The sequence below is a fragment of the Bradyrhizobium sp. CAR08 genome, from assembly GCF_052871955.1.
Genome location: NZ_JBIXJX010000002.1, coordinates 688,938 through 702,566, shown reverse-complemented (window position 1 = coordinate 702,566; position 13,629 = coordinate 688,938). Strand labels below are relative to the sequence as shown.

Here is a 13,629-nt window from a genome sequence, read left to right as displayed (position 1 = left end):
CCGCCGGACGACAGCGCCGCCGCTTCAGGCCGCCGCTTCGCTGTCGTACTCGGTAAACTTCTTGTAGATCCAGTCACGGCCGTCGTGGCGGCGCCAGACCTTGCCGTAAACGAGCTGCCCGTTGATCGAGCGGCGCGGCACGAACACGGTCCAGAGGTGCCAGATCTCGGTCCAGCTCGCCTGCGGACCGACGGTTCGGACGTTGCGATCGAGAGACATGATACAGAACTCACAGGATACGAGCGCTGCGACGAACTGTGATGTCGTGTGAGCACGAATTTCAGGCAGACCGTCGCAAGCCGAACCGATCTGATAACAGTCGCGAAGGCGCCCGCAACAACCGCTCGCTCTTAACCTAACCGATCAACCTTACCTCCTGTGAGCGCGTGGCGAGACCGGTTGAAAGCGGCCGCCGATTTTCCTAGACTGTGTGCGATTTGAGAATGAGCGCGTCGTTTTGAGGACGCGCATTGATTTCCAGGCTGACGCGAATTTTTGAAAACGATTGATGGGCGGGGGCCACCACGATGAATTTGCAATGTGCATGTCTGCGCTTGGCGCTGCATTCGACGCCGCCTGCTCTGCCCGCGAAGACGCCGGAGCAGGAGCCGCGGAAGGTCGCCAACGACAATCAGCTGGCCTGGCCATTCCTGCCGTTTCCGTTCGGCTGGTACGCGACGAACTGATGGTTTGGAAAAGCGTAACGCCGCGCAAGCGGAATATCATCGCTTGGTGGCGTCCGCTAGGCATTGGGCGCTGAAATCCCCAACACCAATATGTCTAGGACGACGCCTAAAGGTTCGACAAAGTTTTACGCATTCCGCGCCACCCGACCCGCCCCAATGCCTTGAAATGTCGCGCGGAAAGTCGCGTTGCGCAGGGAATGAGCGCCGAGGGTTAGGAAGGCTTTGGCGGCTGCGGGCATCGGCATCGAACGCGCGCCATGCACGGCTGGAGCTGCGCTCGCCTGGCGCCTCGCCGATTGGCTATTGTTCTGAGGCGCGGGTCTGGCCCACCTCGGACTGGTCGGGGCAGCTGGATTCGAACCAACGACCTGCAGTACCCAAAACTGCCGCGCTACCAGGCTGCGCTATACCCCGAATGTCCGGCGAGCCCCGTCGATACACGCTTCCCAAAGCGCCAGCAAGCCTTCCAAAGGCGCGAGCAAGCTTCCCAAAAGACCGCCAGGACGGGGCAATAAGCCCTCCCGCCTACTTGCTGCCGAACAGCGGGTGGCCCACGCGGTCGCCGGCGCGGATGCCATATTTCTGCGCCGTGCCTGCCACCACCTCCAGAACAGCCCGCGCGGGCCCCCTGGATGAGATGATCTTTGTCGACATCGGCTCGGTATTTTCGGCGATGCGCAGAATTCGGCCGTCGGCGCGAATGAAGATCATGTCGAGCGAGACGTAGGTGTTCTTCATCCACATCGACACCTCCTGCTCGGGATTAAAGTCGAACAGCATGCCTTTGCCGTCCGCCAGTTCCTTACGGTACATCAGGCCAGTCTGCTTCTCTTCCTCCGTCGTCGCGACCTCGACCGAGAACACCTGCACGCCGTTCCTGGTGACGATCTCGAGGGGCTGGAAGCTGGCGGCGCGCACGGGTGCGCTCGCGACGGCACAGCCGGCGATGACAAGGATGGCGGCAAGCCAGCCCTTCGCAAGGGCGAAGACGGCCTTTCGATCGAAATTCATGGATGGCTCTCGAGGCGTGGGACTGGACCAGTCCTTACGTGGCGGTCACCGGAAAAGCCAGAGGCGCGCCGGCCAGCCAGCGCGCCTCTGCTCACGATCGCGGGAATGGAATTAGTGGGACGAAACCGGCGATCCCGTCTCGGGATGGATCTCGGCCGCCATCATGCCCTTGGAGCCGGGCCCGAACCGGACCAGGACATACTGGCCGGGCCGCAACTCGGTCATGCCGAAGCGGCGCAGCGTCTCCATGTGCACGAAGATGTCGGGGGTGCCCTCGCCGCAGGTCAGGAAACCGAAACCGCGCAGCCGGTTGAACCATTTGACCTGAGCCCGCTCCAGCCCGCTGGTCGCCGTCACCGTGACATGGGTGCGCGGCGGCAGCATCTGCGCCGGATGGATCGCAGTCGACTCGTCCATCGAGACCACGCGGAACGCCTGGTAGCCCTTGGCGCGCTGGATGCACTCGACGACGATGCGGGCGCCCTCGTAGGCGGTCTGGAAGCCGTCGCGCCTAAGCACGGTGACGTGCAGGAGCACGTCGGGCCAGCCATTGTCGGGAACGATGAAGCCGTAGCCTTTTGAGGCGTCGAACCATTTGATGACGCCGTGAACCTCGACGAGGTTGGCGCTGCTCTCACCAAGTCCGGTGAACGGACTGAGTGCACTGTCGCGACCGCCACCGCCGTGTTCGCCCACCGCGGGAACTCCGACCTTCTTGGACTCAAATCCGTCCGACGACCCCATAACCCCGGACCCCACACATGCCATGCAACCCGCCTGAATGGCGGCGCCGAATCACGCGTCTTTAGAGAATCTTCTCAACTCGACGCGACGCGAATCTTTCGACTCAAAAGATAACACTCCCGGTTGCGACGCATAGACAAAAAAGAGATTCGGCGGAACCTATGAACAGCTTGCACAGCCGCGAATCAAATTGCTGCCTCAATTACCGACAAAGGGCCCCAGCGTTTCGCCGATGTCGTGGCGGATCACAAGGTCGGCGATGTCGTCCTGCTCGGTTGGCTCGCGATTGACGATCACCAGGCGTGCACCTGATTCCTTCGCCATCATCGGAAAGCCCGCGGCCGGCCATACCACCAGCGAGGAACCGATCGCGATGAAGAGATCGCAGGCTTGCGACAGCGCCGTCGCGCGCTGCATCTCGTCCTCGGGCATTGTCTGGCCGAAGGAGATCGTGGCGGTCTTCACCGGCTCGTCGCACACGGTACAGTTGGGCGCGGCGCCCTCCTCGTCGAAGCGGCGCTTCACCCAATCAAGCGGATAGGCCTGCCCGCATCCAATGCAGCGCGCATACGTGGTGTTGCCGTGAAGTTCGATCACGTGATCGCTTGCGACGCCGGAGGCCTGATGCAGATTGTCGATGTTCTGGGTGATGATCGCGGGAACCTTGCCGGCGCGGTAGAGTGAGGCGAGCGCGCGATGGCCGCGGCCGGGCTTGGCCGCCGCAAAGACCTCCTTCATGGCGAAGCGCCGGCGCCAAGATTCGTCGCGCGCCTCCTGGCTGGCGACGAACTCGTCGAACGGGATCGGGCGGTTGCGCGTCCAAATTCCGCCCGGCGAGCGAAAGTCGGGGATGCCGCATTCGGTCGAGATGCCGGCGCCGGTGAACGGCACGATCCGTTTGGCTTCGGCGATCATGTCGCCAAGACGCTCGACGCCGCTGCGAAGATCCGATGCAATCAACGCCGCCTCCCGTTTTGCTTTTGTTTTACTGATTTGTTTTTGCGCTAGCTGCAACATGCGCAAGCGACAAGATTATTGACGCTGTTCTCCACCGCCACGCAAGACATGGTCGGCAATTTTTTCCGACCCTCGCTTATCACAATCCTGCAATGCCTCCTCCCCATTGACGCCCCAATCAGAAGCGCCAATGCATATGTTGACGCGACTCAACGTGATTGCGGCGGCAGTGCTTGGGTTCAGTAGGACACATACTCACGTGCAGAGGGGATTTAACATGACCGAGGACGAACAACGCAAAATCCGCGAACGCGAAGAGATCGCCGCCCGTGTCGCCGCCTTCCGTGCCACCCAGGAAAAATTCAAGCGCGAACGTGAAGAGTATTTCGTGTCGACGCTCGACAACGCGCGCAAGGCGGAACGGCCCTCGCTCTGGCCGTAACGACACCGGATCACCGAGCATGAAAAAAGCCCGGAGCATTGCTCCGGGCTTTTCGTTTGTTCAGCCGTTACCAGTGACGGTAATAATGGTGGCGGCGGTAGTATGGTCCATCACCGTAATAAGCGTAGGGACCAGGGCCGTAGGCATAAGCGGGGCCGCCATAGTAGCCATACCGCGGGCCGTAGCCATAGCCGTAAGGATGCGACGCGGCGACGGCGCCCGCGGTGATGGCGCCGGCGGCAAGACCGAACGCGAGGCCCGGACCGATGCCGCGGCCGCGCGCCTCGGCAGGCGAAGGCGCCGCGACCGCGGTCACGCCAACGGCCGCGACGGTAGCCAGAACTGCCAGTGTCTTCCTCATCATGAATCTCCTCCTTCGTATCTCGCACAGAAAACGCCGGCGCGTTGCTATGGTTGCGCGCAAGCCTGTGGAACCGAGTTCGGAATAAATCCGGCCACGCATGGAACGGGCACGCGTTCCGCGAATTGTTTGCTCAAGTGCGGAAGCCTCCGCCGTCCGGTTGAGGCAACAGCACGAAGACCCCGTCAGCATCACCGATGCTGGCGGGGTTTTCAGTTCCACGCACAGCATTGGCAATGCGCCACAATTGCTGCCAGCGGGGAGCCGAGGAGGATAAAGTGCCGATATCCACGTTGCTGGCCCGTATCCGCAGGCTCGTTCCCAGATCCGGAGATCAGCATTACGACGAGATCGTCCGCAGTTTCGGTGTCGGTACGCTGCGCCCGCCGCCGACCCCGATGAGCGACGGCGAACTGGCGCGGGCGATTGCCGAGTTCCTTAAGGAACAGCCGTCGAGCGAGTCCGTAGGCGCCCTCGGCCGGCGGCTCGACCCCACCACCCCACTTTGAGGCGCCGGTCCGCCTTTGTCCGGGAACATGCGCTTCGCGCGCACGTTGGCGTAGCCTTCAAGGAGAAAGGAGGCCGACATGCCCGTTTGGCTCGAAATCCTGCTCAACCTGTCCGGCTATGCCGGCTTCGTGGCGCTCGCCTCACACGGCACCGCGTGCCCAAGCAATTGCGCCGACCATCAGACCTCCACCGACGACCGTTAATTCGTGTGCGGTAGCTGGCCCGCCGTACGCATCAGCCTGTCGGCTTTGACCGCGACACGCGTGTCCTCGAGCTGTGGCCGCAGCGAGACGCTGATCACCACGAAAGCCAGACAAAAGAGCGTGCCGACGATGGCGATGCGCCGGTAGGTGTGGCGGTCGCCCTGATAAAAGGACGGTTCTGAAAAAGGTGTCATGAATTCGTTCTTGGCAAAATTGCTTGTTGGCCAAAGTCGCTTGTTGGCCAAAGTCGGATCGCGTCTTCGCCAGACACCTATCGCAAGTGGCGGCAAGTGCAACGCGATTGCGCTTTTAACCTAACCGAATAGGGTTATCGGCTTCGCGGCAAGCTTCCGTTAGGAGTTCGCCAAGCCTCTTCAGAACAAGCGTCTTCAGAACACGCGTCTTCAGAACTCGGCGAGCCGCTTCAGGCTCGCGCGAAAACCGAGGCTGCGATGGCCTGCGACCAGCACGGTGCCGAACACCTCGGCCGTGTCGTCGCTGAACGTCCCGGAGAAGCCGCTCGTTGCCTCCACTCCGCCGAACAGCGGCCGGGCGAAGCCATCCGCAAACGGCGTGTGCTGGTTGGTGACAAGCTCGCCCTTCCAGGTCCCGTGTTTCGAAGGGCCGTTGTTCGAATTGCCGTTCCGGATCGTGTAGGCGCCGCGCGACCAGAAATACGGCCCGCCGCCGAGCAGAACGCCGTCACGCAGAATCAGCACGCCGCTGTCGCGGCCCTTCACGCCGTCGAGCATGTGGATGTGGATGGAATAAAGCCCGTTCTTCATGTTGCGTCCGCCGGGGCAACGATAGCGCCGGAGACGGAGAGCGTCGAGAGAGTGAAGCGAAGGTGTGGTGATCCGTCGTCCGGCATTGTTCCAGCTTCGCCTGCCTTTCGTTCTAGGAGAACGAATCGGAATCGCAGAAATCGGCAGGAAGCAAGTCTTAATATATTGTTCGCATGCAAACGAGCGCCGTCGCCAACGATCGCGCGCTCACATGGCGTCTTCGGACTTCGACCGCGGTGGCACCTGCGACACCGAGGGCCTGTCGTTGCGCAAGCGCGGGTGCCGGTCGTACCAAAACACTTTTGCGATCTCGGCGAACATCTCGAGCAACAGCACGCATCCATGTCGCGTCTCCCTCGCCTCACTCGTAGCGAGGACAGGCGAACGGGACTGTGCGAAGCATCACGCCGGCTTGGTCAGGAAAGGCGTGTCTCGGATCGACACAGAAGCCACGACTTGTTCTGCATCCGACTCCATTTCGTTCGCAAGGAACGAATCGGAGTCGAGAAATCCAGCGCAAAACGATCCCTAACGATCGGTGAAGGCGCGCGCGATTGCATCGAGATAGTGCGATGCTCATCACGCCGCTCGCTTCGCCGTATCCTTCGATAGAGCCTTCTCCGAAAAGCATTCGAGGATCTGGATGCGGAGTTCTTCCGCGGCCGGACCATCAAGCTTCCTGAGCTGATTCCAGAGCCTGATCACTTCGCGTTGTTTCTCGACAGTCATGGGCACCTCCAAAGAATGTCGCTGCCAAAAGAGATGCCTCACTAGAACAAAATGGGAACAACAAGTCCAGCCCCTCCCGTGAAATTCGCCGGGCACATCGCCTTGAGCCTTCCGCGCGCCGACGGTTGCTTTTTAGGTTTTCAACCTTAAGTTCGAGCCACGGCGCGGCGGCTAGGCGCTGAAATCCCTTCCCCGCCAGCCAAGAAGGCCCCGTGCGAAAGCGCGGGGTTTTTCTTTTGGGGAACGCGCCACCGCCCTCCCCGTTAGTCATTCCGGAGCTAGGGATCGTGACCAGAAAATACTACGCCGTCGAAGTGGTGCGTCAGATCGAAGAGACCGTGGAGATCATGGTCGAAGCGCCGGATCAGACCGCCGCACATGATGCAGCGCTCGCGCACCTGAAGGCGCGCGGCTCCGAATATCAGTGGCTCAATCCCAAATGCGATCTCATCGTCTGGCGCGAGCGCCAGGTCGATACGCCGGCGATCATCGACGTGTCCGTATCGCCGGACTAGCGGCCGGAACGAGTTTTCCCGCCCCGCGTTGTCAGGTCGAATTCGGTGGTGCTGGCGGCATGTCGCAACGCGGCCGACCAGCTTGAAGAGCCCCGGTCCCCAAGACCGGGGTTTTTCTTTGAGGCGGCCGCACGGAGGCGACTCGATTCGAACGAGGGCCCGAACAGCAAAGCAGCCACCCGGGTGTTATGCCGGGTGGCTGCTTTGAGAACTGTCGACGCTCGCCCCTGTCCGCCTGTTAGACCAGCAAAGTCAGACCGACAAATTGTCGGTCATGCCGGGTGGGACTTCGCCTTGCTTGGTCCGCTCGGCGAGAAGCTCCTTTTCGGCCTCATACCAGAAGGTGTCCATCGTGCCTGCGGGCTCGCCAGCCTCCTTCCAGAGGTGATAGGCCCGATTTCGAATCTCTTCTTCGCTGAGACCAGTCATGTGATTTCTCCCTTTCGGAAGCAAAGCCTGACGACGCCCTAGAGTTCCTTAAGAGAGTTCCTTATTGGTTCAGCACAAGCAAGCAATCATTGCAGCGCTCCGCGAAAAGAAGCCTCCGCAACGAAAACGCGAGCCCTTAGACGGAGTCTTTGGCCACCTTCAGCGGCGAGGCCTTCACCGACTTGCTCGCCGGCTTCGCGGCGAACTGCATCGGCTCCTTGGTGAAGGGATTGACGCCCATGCGGGCTTCGGTCGCCGGCTTGTTCACCACCGACATCTTCACGAAGCCGGGAATGACGAACTCGCCGGACTCGTTGAGCTCCTTGTAGCCGACCGTCGCCATGTACTCGATGACCGACTTCACGTCGTTCTTCGACAGCTGCGTGCCCTCGGCAATTGCATCGATCAACTGAGTCTTGGTCATCTTCGCCATGTCTGAATTTCCTTCTGTGCGCGCGAGCAGGCTTTGCTCAAGACGCGATCCGACCGCGCAACGCGCTTCTGTTTCATGCCAACTTTCATGAAGTGACGGGGCTTAGAACCCATCGACGCCCAAAACGCAAGCAGGGGTTCTGCGGAGGGCCGGACGCCCCGGCAAAGATGCCGCAGCTTGCGCCGTTTTCGCGTTGAACCATTTTCTCCCTGAGCCGTCTAACTCTTTGAAGTCCCCAAGCTTCACCCCCATCAGAGAGCCCCGCTTCCCCCAGGCGGGGCTTTCGTCTTTGCCTGGACCCGGCCCCGCACTGCCGATCAGGCTGGCCCCCGAGGTCTGCGCCCGGCCACCCCGGTGACCGTCACAAGGCAGGTTCTCTTTTTCGGCCATCTCCTGCATAATGCGGCATGGCAAAAACAAAAGTGACCTTCAAAACCGTCCGCATTGCAGACAACGACTGGAAAATCCTGGCGGATTACCCGGACAGCGAACAGCGCGAAATCAAGGGCTTCACCAGCAAGGCAGACGCCGACGACTGGATCAATGGCGACCGCAAGATCGCGTGGCTCCGCTCCCAGGGATACGCCAAGTAAACCGCACATGAGTCACGCGCGTATCGCGTGACGCCCGTATGGGTATGAGGCGCGCTTCGTCCCTCCCGCTCCATAGGTTCTTTCCGTGCCGGCGCCTTGCCGAGCAAGCGGCAACGCCCGCGCGTCCTATCGGCTGGACGGGAGCGCCTGGTCGATAAACCTTTGGCTGGGCATGCGCCGTTGAGACTTCAGTAACCTAACGCCTCCAAACTCCTCTTAGTATCGTTGCGTTGGAGTACCCCACAGTGCTGGATTTTAACGAGCTGCGTGAACTCGCGGCCGATGTTCGCGTGTTCGTCGACATTGCCGAAGACAAGGCCGAAGCGCTTCGCGCCGTCATCACAGCCTATGACGTGGTGCTCGCGATCTTCCCGTCGGGAGAGGGCATGGGTCTCCACGTCATCAAGGGCGGCGAGATCCTGGACAGGATTGCAAACTCACGAACCAATACGAGCTACAGCCACACGGCCATTGCGGTTCCCGACCTGGAGCACGCGGAAGTGCTCAAGCACCTGACGGGCCCGGCCGATCAGCGGCTTGCGGCTTAGAGCGTTTTCAAGTTCGCGCGACGAAAACGCGTCACAACAATCTGGAGCGGTTCTGATTCAAGCAGAACCGACAACGCCTCGTTGCAGACGAGAATTTTTGCACTCCGGAACGCCTTGTTTTAGGAACACGGTTTCTGCGCTCCCGTTGGCCCACACAACCAACCAGGAGTTTGAGATGAAGAAGCTCGTCATTGCGACCGCCGCCCTCGGCCTCATGTGCGGCTCTGCCTTGGCCCAGACCCAGACCGGCCCCGCCGCGCAGTCCGACAACATGCAGAAGCCCGGCATGACCAACACGGACAAGGGCACGATGAGCAGCGGCACGACCGGCGTGAGCCATGACGGCATGAGCAAGGGCGGAATGGTGAGGCCCGACGCCTCCGGCCAGGGCGGCTCCGGCCCGGGCAGCGACCAGGGCGGTACCAAGACCCGCAGCAACAAGAAGTAAGCCGGTTTCCTGTACGGCTCGCTTCCCGGCCGCGTCGCTTCCACAAGCGGCGCGGCCATTTCATGAGAAGGGTCTTTGGAACCTGTCGAATGCACTCCTCACAATCGTGCGCGCACCGGAACGGTCAGGTCTTGCCGCGAGTTGCCCATCTCCAGCAAGGAGATCGTCATGAGCGTTGAAGGTAAAGTGAAGGAAGGCGCCGGATTCATCAAAGAAGAGATGAACGAACACGGCAAGTCCCCCGAGAGCCAGAAGAAGGCCCAGGAAGGTCGCGACTTGCGCAACGAAGGCCGGATCGAAGACGGCAAGCCGCCGAAGACGACGAAGCCGGGCACCGGTCACTAGATCGCGTTCGAAACCCCGTTTGGTGAAAGCCGCCCCTGGTCATGTCAGGGGCGGTTTTTCACGTTCATGACCAGCCGATACGTGCCCATGCGATCTTCCGAAGCTGTGATCCTCCGAAGGTGCAGTCCTACAAAAATAGCCGGAGGCTCGAAGCATGCAGGGCGATGGCTGGTAGAACGCTCCGGCTGTTGTATGGTCGAACGTTTCTTGTGAGGGGCTGATGAAGATTGCCATTGTTGTCGCCGGCTTGATCGTTGTTGTTGCCGCCGTTCTCGTGGCGGTACAGCCCGGCTTTCTAAAGCCTGCGTCTATGGCGCTCGTGAAGAAGTCCGACATCCTCGGCTTTTCGCCATGGATGACATTCGACGAAACCAACAAGCTCGTCACGCAACGTCGCTACCGCTGCCGTCAGATTCGCGATTCCTACGTCCTGGAGTGCGCAGTCGACGGCGCCAAGGTCACGATCTTTGCCGACGACGTTGACCCTGGGAATCCCGATCCCAAACATCCCATCTGGCGCGTCATTGCGGAGTTGAACAATCCGGGTCCCCAAGACGCTGCCGTCAAATCGATCTCCGACCAGTTCAACGCCCAGCCAACCAGGGACGCCCGGGACGGATGGATATGGACTGTCGGCCGTGGGCTCAAGCTGAGCTACGACGGCGCCGCCTTGAAGCTGGTGGACGAGGCTGAGGAAATCAGGCGTGGCAAGCAGGAAGGAAAGCGCTAGGGAGCGCGACGCCGGGTGCCCTTCAGTGACGAAACCGGTTGACGGCCAACAGCGGCAGCCATGATCCCAGCACCATGCAGATCGCAATGGCTGCGACTAGGACGTATTTCAGGGGATGTTGCGAGGACGCGAGCGAACCTTCGAGGTGAAGGTATGGCAGCATCGCCTCCACGGCCATCCCGATCAGGGCAACCGCAACCAGCCCGCCAACCGCCGAAGCGAACAGGTTGACGATCCATCCGATCGCGCCGCGCTCGTTCGACCAAGCCTCGTAGATCGCGACAGCCAGCATCACGAGCACAAAGACCAGCATGAAGCTCATCGAGCCGCCGACGCTCGCCTTCGACCCGAAGATTTCCACCAGCAGCATGGCCGCCACCGCGAGCAGTGTGATCGCCTTCACGACTTTCCTCTTTGGTGTCTCAGCACATAGGCCGCGAAGCCAATTCCGATGCCGAGCAGGCTTTGCAGCATGGCGGTTGGTCGCGCCGGGCTTCGCCGGGGTTCAACAAATTGCACTCGGAGAACTGCAGGACCGCCGCGCAGTGACGACCGAAGGCCGGGGACCGATCTATGCAGCTTGCCTATTGGAAAGCCGCTCGAACGCCGTGATGGCCCGGTTGGCCAGCATGAGGCGTCTGTGCTCGCCCTTGCGGACCATCTCTTCGACGGCGGCCGAGAGAAAGCGGCTGGTGAACGGCGCGTCGCTGACTTGTCCGGTGCGCTCCAGATAATCCCAGGCGATCTGCACGGAATGTTCGATGAGATGGGACAGGTTCTCGCTCATGCAGAACCTACGCTTGGCGGGAGCGCTTGTTCCGCGCTGGCCAGTAGGTCGGTTCTTCATGGCAGATCTCGAGACGTTCAATTTCCGCACGTTTTCGACTGACGAACAAATGAGGAACGACAAGCGCGCGCCGACGTTAGGTGGAAAAGGAGAGATCGCGATGGCTGACAAGACAGCTGACAACACCGGGGACAACACACAAAAGGATCCGAAGGATTGGGTTTCCGGCGACGACCCGATGACCGGCGCCCAGGAATCCTACCTCAAGACCCTCGCCGAGCAGGCGCACAAGCCCCTCCCCAAGAAGGATCTGACCAAGGCAGAGGCGTCAGAGCTGATCGACACGATGCGGCAAAAGGCCGGGCTCGAGAAGTAGACAGCGGGCATGTACGCCCCGCCCCTGCGAGACGGAAGAACATGACTCACCGATGATCAGAAGTGTCGCGGGAAGGTTGCAGGCGTTCGGCCAACGCTGCATTCACAAACGTTGAGCGCGCTGCATTTCGTCGGGCACAGACAGCGTCGATTGAGCGCACGATCCCGCAATGTCGATTCCACAACTTCAATGCCGGGATCGCGGCCTGTCGCTTTGCGAGCCGGGCACTCATCCTGCTTTGCCTTGCTTCCCGTCATGTACGATGTCACCGATGGTGCTTCCCACGACAATCGCGGCAACAACAGGCCAACCGGCGGCTACCATAAGGATGGCCCCGTAGCGCATGTCTTCGCCGGGCCGTTTGTAACTGTCTCGGCCCGAGAACAGGAGCACCGCGATCAGGCAGCCAACTGCGTATCGTCTAAACCATTTCACGACGAGAGACCTTCGTTTACGGGCATTCGTCGCCTCGAACTCCGTCGTGGTTCATGATGTCGGCCGTCCGGCCGCTCGCCGGCAGGCGAAATTTCAGACGATCATGCAAGGCGCGTCAGGCGCCTTGCATGACCTGCTGCCGCTCATTTTCTTGAGCGCGCTGAGCATCGGCTCCGCGCCGAGCTCAGTTCTGTCACTTCGGCAGATCGCGGATTGCCAGCTTGATGACTGTAAGGACAACGAAAGCGGGCGCCCCGTAAACGATGGCGTTCACGGCCCAAGTGATGGCGACGCCCAAGAAAACGGAACTGCCGACAGCTCCCCAGAAAAGGTAAGCTGCGGATATACCCGGCATCTCCCATGCCATCACAGGGGTGGAGTAGTCGGTTAGCTGCTCCATGACGAGCAGCACCGTCGAGACGAGGGCCCCGATTGCCAGTGCGACGGTGAGAACGGATTTCATTGTCTTCAAAGGCCCAACAGCGCCATCACGATCGGAATCATAAAAAAGGCTGCCAGGCCGAGGAGGCCTCCTACGGCAATCTTCACCCAACGCCGTTGAATTTTCGGCTCGAGCCATGTCGCCAGTTTGACCCAGAGCGCATACGCCCATCCGGCAACAATCGAGCGGATAAGTGCAAACAGAAGCTCGCCTAGAATATTGGCCATAGCGGTTAGTCGCGTCAGTTCCGCGGGGAGTTCATCTGCCAACGGCTAAACAACCCCGTGTCCCCCGTGAGTGAGGTGGCCCAGTTCTGCGATTTGCGTCACGTTCTGAGGACCCGGTTAGCGCTGTGGGGCTTCGTGAAGGGCTCGTTTTCTAGCGCTTGAGCAATGCCATCGCCATTCACGGCGCGCTCGGCGCGGCATCGTGACTGCTGACATCAGGGTGGCAGCAGCGGTGTGCGACGAGCCCCGCGATGCCGCTCAAATCTGCGGTCAACCAAAGGACATGCCATGAAGTTCGCCTCCACTCGCCTGATCGCTACTGACATCAAAATCATGGTTTCGTTCTACGAAATGGTGACCGGATGTTCCGCCGAATGGCTCGCGCCGGTGTTCGCCAAGATCGTGACGCCGGGCGCCAACCTCGCAATCGGCGCAGCCGAGACGGTCACGCTCTGGAAAGAAAACAGTGCCGAGCCCGGCGCGAACCGCACCGCCGTGATCGAGTTTCAGGTTGAAGACATCGATGCGGATTATCAGCGCCTGAAAGACAAGGTTACGCTGGTGCACGAGTTGAAAACGATGCCATGGGGCAACAGGACGTTCCAGTTTCGCGACCCCGAAGGCACGGCGGTATCGCTCCTCATGCCGCCGATCGAGCAGGCCGGACACCGCCTCGCGGCGCAATAGGTCGCGGCAGCAGACCGCCCCGCACACACAGCCAATGGCGCGTGTGCGGCACTGGATTTTCGGTGAGAGTGCATTGAAATTTCGCCGGCTGATTTACTTCATCAGCCGGCTTCACCCTCATGCACATGTGCACCCGCCCCCTGCCCCTCCCCGGATTTTCCTGCTATCTCCTACTCCCTTCGGCTCGGCCGAACCAAAAACCCTCC

General features: G+C 60.8%; 27 protein-coding genes and 1 tRNA gene. 12 read left to right on the top strand and 16 right to left on the bottom strand.

The annotated features are described in order from the left end of the window. Nucleotides 1-24: 24 nt before the first annotated feature. The gene (locus ACIPUD_RS07235) at nucleotides 25-219 is read right to left on the bottom strand and encodes a hypothetical protein (RefSeq protein ID WP_018457760.1); all 195 of its coding nucleotides are present in this window, start codon (nucleotides 217-219) and stop codon (nucleotides 25-27) included. Between the two features lie 335 nt (nucleotides 220-554). Here ACIPUD_RS07235 and ACIPUD_RS07230 point away from each other — a divergent pair, with 335 nt between their 5' ends. Continuing rightward, on the top strand, nucleotides 555-686 hold the full coding sequence (locus ACIPUD_RS07230; protein ID WP_256374433.1) for a hypothetical protein: 132 nt from the start codon (nucleotides 555-557) through the stop codon (nucleotides 684-686). A gap of 337 nt (nucleotides 687-1,023) precedes the next feature. Here ACIPUD_RS07230 and ACIPUD_RS07225 read toward each other — a convergent pair. The 4 genes from ACIPUD_RS07225 to ACIPUD_RS07210 form a co-directional block, all read right to left on the bottom strand. Beyond that, nucleotides 1,024-1,100, bottom strand: a tRNA-Pro gene (locus ACIPUD_RS07225). 111 nt (nucleotides 1,101-1,211) lie between these two features. Beyond that, nucleotides 1,212-1,697, bottom strand: a complete 486-nt coding sequence (locus tag ACIPUD_RS07220) for a DUF192 domain-containing protein (RefSeq protein WP_018457758.1) — start codon at nucleotides 1,695-1,697, stop codon at nucleotides 1,212-1,214. 111 nt (nucleotides 1,698-1,808) lie between these two features. Further along, a complete protein-coding gene (locus ACIPUD_RS07215) occupies nucleotides 1,809-2,441 on the bottom strand; it encodes a cold-shock protein (RefSeq protein WP_018457757.1) in 633 nt (210 codons plus the stop codon). Between the two features lie 198 nt (nucleotides 2,442-2,639). Beyond that, nucleotides 2,640-3,401 (bottom strand): SIR2 family NAD-dependent protein deacylase, encoded by a 762-nt coding sequence (locus ACIPUD_RS07210; protein ID WP_018457756.1) that lies wholly within the window; start codon nucleotides 3,399-3,401, stop codon nucleotides 2,640-2,642. Between the two features lie 274 nt (nucleotides 3,402-3,675). Here ACIPUD_RS07210 and ACIPUD_RS07205 point away from each other — a divergent pair, with 274 nt between their 5' ends. Beyond that, on the top strand, nucleotides 3,676-3,840 hold the full coding sequence (locus ACIPUD_RS07205) for a hypothetical protein (protein ID WP_018457755.1): 165 nt from the start codon (nucleotides 3,676-3,678) through the stop codon (nucleotides 3,838-3,840). A gap of 67 nt (nucleotides 3,841-3,907) precedes the next feature. Here the strand turns inward: ACIPUD_RS07205 and ACIPUD_RS07200 are convergent, their stop codons facing one another. Continuing rightward, complete coding sequence (locus ACIPUD_RS07200) at nucleotides 3,908-4,201, bottom strand: hypothetical protein (RefSeq protein WP_026233439.1); 294 nt, start codon at nucleotides 4,199-4,201, stop codon at nucleotides 3,908-3,910. Nucleotides 4,202-4,479: 278 nt separating this feature from the next. Between ACIPUD_RS07200 and ACIPUD_RS07195 the strand changes: the two genes are divergently transcribed. Both ACIPUD_RS07195 and ACIPUD_RS07190 read left to right on the top strand, forming a co-directional pair. After that, nucleotides 4,480-4,710 (top strand): hypothetical protein, encoded by a 231-nt coding sequence (locus ACIPUD_RS07195; protein ID WP_026233438.1) that lies wholly within the window; start codon nucleotides 4,480-4,482, stop codon nucleotides 4,708-4,710. A gap of 78 nt (nucleotides 4,711-4,788) precedes the next feature. Beyond that, the gene (locus ACIPUD_RS07190; protein WP_256464728.1) at nucleotides 4,789-4,914 is read left to right on the top strand and encodes a hypothetical protein; all 126 of its coding nucleotides are present in this window, start codon (nucleotides 4,789-4,791) and stop codon (nucleotides 4,912-4,914) included. Here ACIPUD_RS07190 and ACIPUD_RS07185 read toward each other — a convergent pair. The 4 genes from ACIPUD_RS07185 to ACIPUD_RS07170 all read right to left on the bottom strand — a co-directional run bounded on the left by ACIPUD_RS07185 (nucleotide 4,911) and on the right by ACIPUD_RS07170 (nucleotide 6,428). Continuing rightward, on the bottom strand, nucleotides 4,911-5,108 hold the full coding sequence (locus tag ACIPUD_RS07185; RefSeq protein ID WP_247296834.1) for a hypothetical protein: 198 nt from the start codon (nucleotides 5,106-5,108) through the stop codon (nucleotides 4,911-4,913). The two genes, ACIPUD_RS07190 and ACIPUD_RS07185, sit on opposite strands and share 4 nt — an antisense overlap. Nucleotides 5,109-5,318: 210 nt before the next feature. Further along, complete coding sequence (locus ACIPUD_RS07180; RefSeq protein ID WP_368508061.1) at nucleotides 5,319-5,699, bottom strand: GrlR family regulatory protein; 381 nt, start codon at nucleotides 5,697-5,699, stop codon at nucleotides 5,319-5,321. A 207-nt stretch (nucleotides 5,700-5,906) separates the two neighbouring features. Then, complete coding sequence (locus ACIPUD_RS07175) at nucleotides 5,907-6,035, bottom strand: hypothetical protein (protein ID WP_446480309.1); 129 nt, start codon at nucleotides 6,033-6,035, stop codon at nucleotides 5,907-5,909. 243 nt (nucleotides 6,036-6,278) lie between these two features. After that, nucleotides 6,279-6,428: a hypothetical protein gene (locus ACIPUD_RS07170; protein WP_018454370.1), complete on the bottom strand. Its 150-nt coding sequence runs from the start codon at nucleotides 6,426-6,428 to the stop codon at nucleotides 6,279-6,281. A gap of 287 nt (nucleotides 6,429-6,715) precedes the next feature. On the opposite strand from ACIPUD_RS07170, the gene ACIPUD_RS07165 reads away from it, so the two are divergent. After that, nucleotides 6,716-6,943 carry a hypothetical protein gene (locus ACIPUD_RS07165; protein ID WP_018454371.1) on the top strand — a complete coding sequence of 76 codons (228 nt, stop codon included), beginning with the start codon at nucleotides 6,716-6,718 and terminating at the stop codon, nucleotides 6,941-6,943. Between the two features lie 252 nt (nucleotides 6,944-7,195). Here ACIPUD_RS07165 and ACIPUD_RS07160 read toward each other — a convergent pair whose 3' ends face one another. Together ACIPUD_RS07160 and ACIPUD_RS07155 are read right to left on the bottom strand one after the other, a co-directional pair. Beyond that, complete coding sequence (locus ACIPUD_RS07160) at nucleotides 7,196-7,372, bottom strand: DUF2934 domain-containing protein (RefSeq protein ID WP_018454372.1); 177 nt, start codon at nucleotides 7,370-7,372, stop codon at nucleotides 7,196-7,198. Between the two features lie 136 nt (nucleotides 7,373-7,508). Next, the gene (locus ACIPUD_RS07155; RefSeq protein WP_007591377.1) at nucleotides 7,509-7,805 is read right to left on the bottom strand and encodes an HU family DNA-binding protein; all 297 of its coding nucleotides are present in this window, start codon (nucleotides 7,803-7,805) and stop codon (nucleotides 7,509-7,511) included. Between the two features lie 407 nt (nucleotides 7,806-8,212). Between ACIPUD_RS07155 and ACIPUD_RS07150 the strand changes: the two genes are divergently transcribed. The 5 genes from ACIPUD_RS07150 to ACIPUD_RS07130 all read left to right on the top strand — a co-directional run bounded on the left by ACIPUD_RS07150 (nucleotide 8,213) and on the right by ACIPUD_RS07130 (nucleotide 10,469). After that, nucleotides 8,213-8,398: a hypothetical protein gene (locus ACIPUD_RS07150; RefSeq protein ID WP_007591378.1), complete on the top strand. Its 186-nt coding sequence runs from the start codon at nucleotides 8,213-8,215 to the stop codon at nucleotides 8,396-8,398. 245 nt (nucleotides 8,399-8,643) lie between these two features. After that, complete coding sequence (locus ACIPUD_RS07145) at nucleotides 8,644-8,946, top strand: hypothetical protein (RefSeq protein ID WP_018454373.1); 303 nt, start codon at nucleotides 8,644-8,646, stop codon at nucleotides 8,944-8,946. Nucleotides 8,947-9,121: 175 nt separating this feature from the next. After that, nucleotides 9,122-9,394, top strand: coding sequence for a hypothetical protein (locus tag ACIPUD_RS07140; RefSeq protein WP_247368482.1), 273 nt, complete (start codon nucleotides 9,122-9,124; stop codon nucleotides 9,392-9,394). Nucleotides 9,395-9,562: 168 nt separating this feature from the next. Continuing rightward, nucleotides 9,563-9,739, top strand: coding sequence for a hypothetical protein (locus tag ACIPUD_RS07135; protein WP_007610124.1), 177 nt, complete (start codon nucleotides 9,563-9,565; stop codon nucleotides 9,737-9,739). A 220-nt stretch (nucleotides 9,740-9,959) separates the two neighbouring features. Beyond that, on the top strand, nucleotides 9,960-10,469 hold the full coding sequence (locus ACIPUD_RS07130; protein ID WP_446480308.1) for a hypothetical protein: 510 nt from the start codon (nucleotides 9,960-9,962) through the stop codon (nucleotides 10,467-10,469). Between the two features lie 22 nt (nucleotides 10,470-10,491). Here ACIPUD_RS07130 and ACIPUD_RS07125 read toward each other — a convergent pair whose 3' ends face one another. Continuing rightward, a complete protein-coding gene (locus ACIPUD_RS07125) occupies nucleotides 10,492-10,872 on the bottom strand; it encodes a hypothetical protein (protein WP_018454376.1) in 381 nt (126 codons plus the stop codon). Nucleotides 10,873-11,040: 168 nt separating this feature from the next. Continuing rightward, complete coding sequence (locus tag ACIPUD_RS07120) at nucleotides 11,041-11,256, bottom strand: hypothetical protein (RefSeq protein ID WP_018454377.1); 216 nt, start codon at nucleotides 11,254-11,256, stop codon at nucleotides 11,041-11,043. A gap of 160 nt (nucleotides 11,257-11,416) precedes the next feature. On the opposite strand from ACIPUD_RS07120, the gene ACIPUD_RS07115 reads away from it, so the two are divergent. Beyond that, entirely contained in the window at nucleotides 11,417-11,632 is a 216-nt protein-coding gene (locus ACIPUD_RS07115) for a DUF3072 domain-containing protein (protein WP_026232720.1), read from the top strand. 628 nt (nucleotides 11,633-12,260) lie between these two features. Here ACIPUD_RS07115 and ACIPUD_RS07110 read toward each other — a convergent pair. Beyond that, nucleotides 12,261-12,530: a hypothetical protein gene (locus ACIPUD_RS07110; protein ID WP_018454380.1), complete on the bottom strand. Its 270-nt coding sequence runs from the start codon at nucleotides 12,528-12,530 to the stop codon at nucleotides 12,261-12,263. Between the two features lie 5 nt (nucleotides 12,531-12,535). Next, nucleotides 12,536-12,736 carry a hypothetical protein gene (locus ACIPUD_RS07105; RefSeq protein ID WP_018454381.1) on the bottom strand — a complete coding sequence of 67 codons (201 nt, stop codon included), beginning with the start codon at nucleotides 12,734-12,736 and terminating at the stop codon, nucleotides 12,536-12,538. A 288-nt stretch (nucleotides 12,737-13,024) separates the two neighbouring features. On the opposite strand from ACIPUD_RS07105, the gene ACIPUD_RS07100 reads away from it, so the two are divergent. After that, nucleotides 13,025-13,423: a VOC family protein gene (locus ACIPUD_RS07100; protein ID WP_446480307.1), complete on the top strand. Its 399-nt coding sequence runs from the start codon at nucleotides 13,025-13,027 to the stop codon at nucleotides 13,421-13,423. Nucleotides 13,424-13,629: the final 206 nt, after the last annotated feature.

Bases quoted from the DNA above. Each gene is read 5' to 3' on its own strand.
- ACIPUD_RS07115 (WP_026232720.1), top strand. From the start codon at position 11,417: ATGGCTGACAAGACAGCTGACAACACCGGGGACAACACACAAAAGGAT.
- ACIPUD_RS07135 (WP_007610124.1), top strand. From the start codon at position 9,563: ATGAGCGTTGAAGGTAAAGTGAAGGAAGGCGCCGGATTCATCAAAGAA.
- ACIPUD_RS07185 (WP_247296834.1), bottom strand. From the start codon at position 5,108: ATGACACCTTTTTCAGAACCGTCCTTTTATCAGGGCGACCGCCACACC.
- ACIPUD_RS07155 (WP_007591377.1), bottom strand. From the start codon at position 7,805: ATGGCGAAGATGACCAAGACTCAGTTGATCGATGCAATTGCCGAGGGC.
- ACIPUD_RS07220 (WP_018457758.1), bottom strand. From the start codon at position 1,697: ATGAATTTCGATCGAAAGGCCGTCTTCGCCCTTGCGAAGGGCTGGCTT.
- ACIPUD_RS07190 (WP_256464728.1), top strand. From the start codon at position 4,789: ATGCCCGTTTGGCTCGAAATCCTGCTCAACCTGTCCGGCTATGCCGGC.
- ACIPUD_RS07160 (WP_018454372.1), bottom strand. From the start codon at position 7,372: ATGACTGGTCTCAGCGAAGAAGAGATTCGAAATCGGGCCTATCACCTC.
- ACIPUD_RS07180 (WP_368508061.1), bottom strand. From the start codon at position 5,699: ATGAAGAACGGGCTTTATTCCATCCACATCCACATGCTCGACGGCGTG.
- ACIPUD_RS07120 (WP_018454377.1), bottom strand. From the start codon at position 11,256: ATGAGCGAGAACCTGTCCCATCTCATCGAACATTCCGTGCAGATCGCC.
- ACIPUD_RS07110 (WP_018454380.1), bottom strand. From the start codon at position 12,530: ATGAAATCCGTTCTCACCGTCGCACTGGCAATCGGGGCCCTCGTCTCG.
- ACIPUD_RS07100 (WP_446480307.1), top strand. From the start codon at position 13,025: ATGAAGTTCGCCTCCACTCGCCTGATCGCTACTGACATCAAAATCATG.
- ACIPUD_RS07150 (WP_007591378.1), top strand. From the start codon at position 8,213: ATGGCAAAAACAAAAGTGACCTTCAAAACCGTCCGCATTGCAGACAAC.
- ACIPUD_RS07215 (WP_018457757.1), bottom strand. From the start codon at position 2,441: ATGGGGTCGTCGGACGGATTTGAGTCCAAGAAGGTCGGAGTTCCCGCG.
- ACIPUD_RS07140 (WP_247368482.1), top strand. From the start codon at position 9,122: ATGAAGAAGCTCGTCATTGCGACCGCCGCCCTCGGCCTCATGTGCGGC.
- ACIPUD_RS07170 (WP_018454370.1), bottom strand. From the start codon at position 6,428: ATGACTGTCGAGAAACAACGCGAAGTGATCAGGCTCTGGAATCAGCTC.
- ACIPUD_RS07205 (WP_018457755.1), top strand. From the start codon at position 3,676: ATGACCGAGGACGAACAACGCAAAATCCGCGAACGCGAAGAGATCGCC.
- ACIPUD_RS07200 (WP_026233439.1), bottom strand. From the start codon at position 4,201: ATGAGGAAGACACTGGCAGTTCTGGCTACCGTCGCGGCCGTTGGCGTG.
- ACIPUD_RS07130 (WP_446480308.1), top strand. From the start codon at position 9,960: ATGAAGATTGCCATTGTTGTCGCCGGCTTGATCGTTGTTGTTGCCGCC.
- ACIPUD_RS07235 (WP_018457760.1), bottom strand. From the start codon at position 219: ATGTCTCTCGATCGCAACGTCCGAACCGTCGGTCCGCAGGCGAGCTGG.
- ACIPUD_RS07105 (WP_018454381.1), bottom strand. From the start codon at position 12,736: ATGGCCAATATTCTAGGCGAGCTTCTGTTTGCACTTATCCGCTCGATT.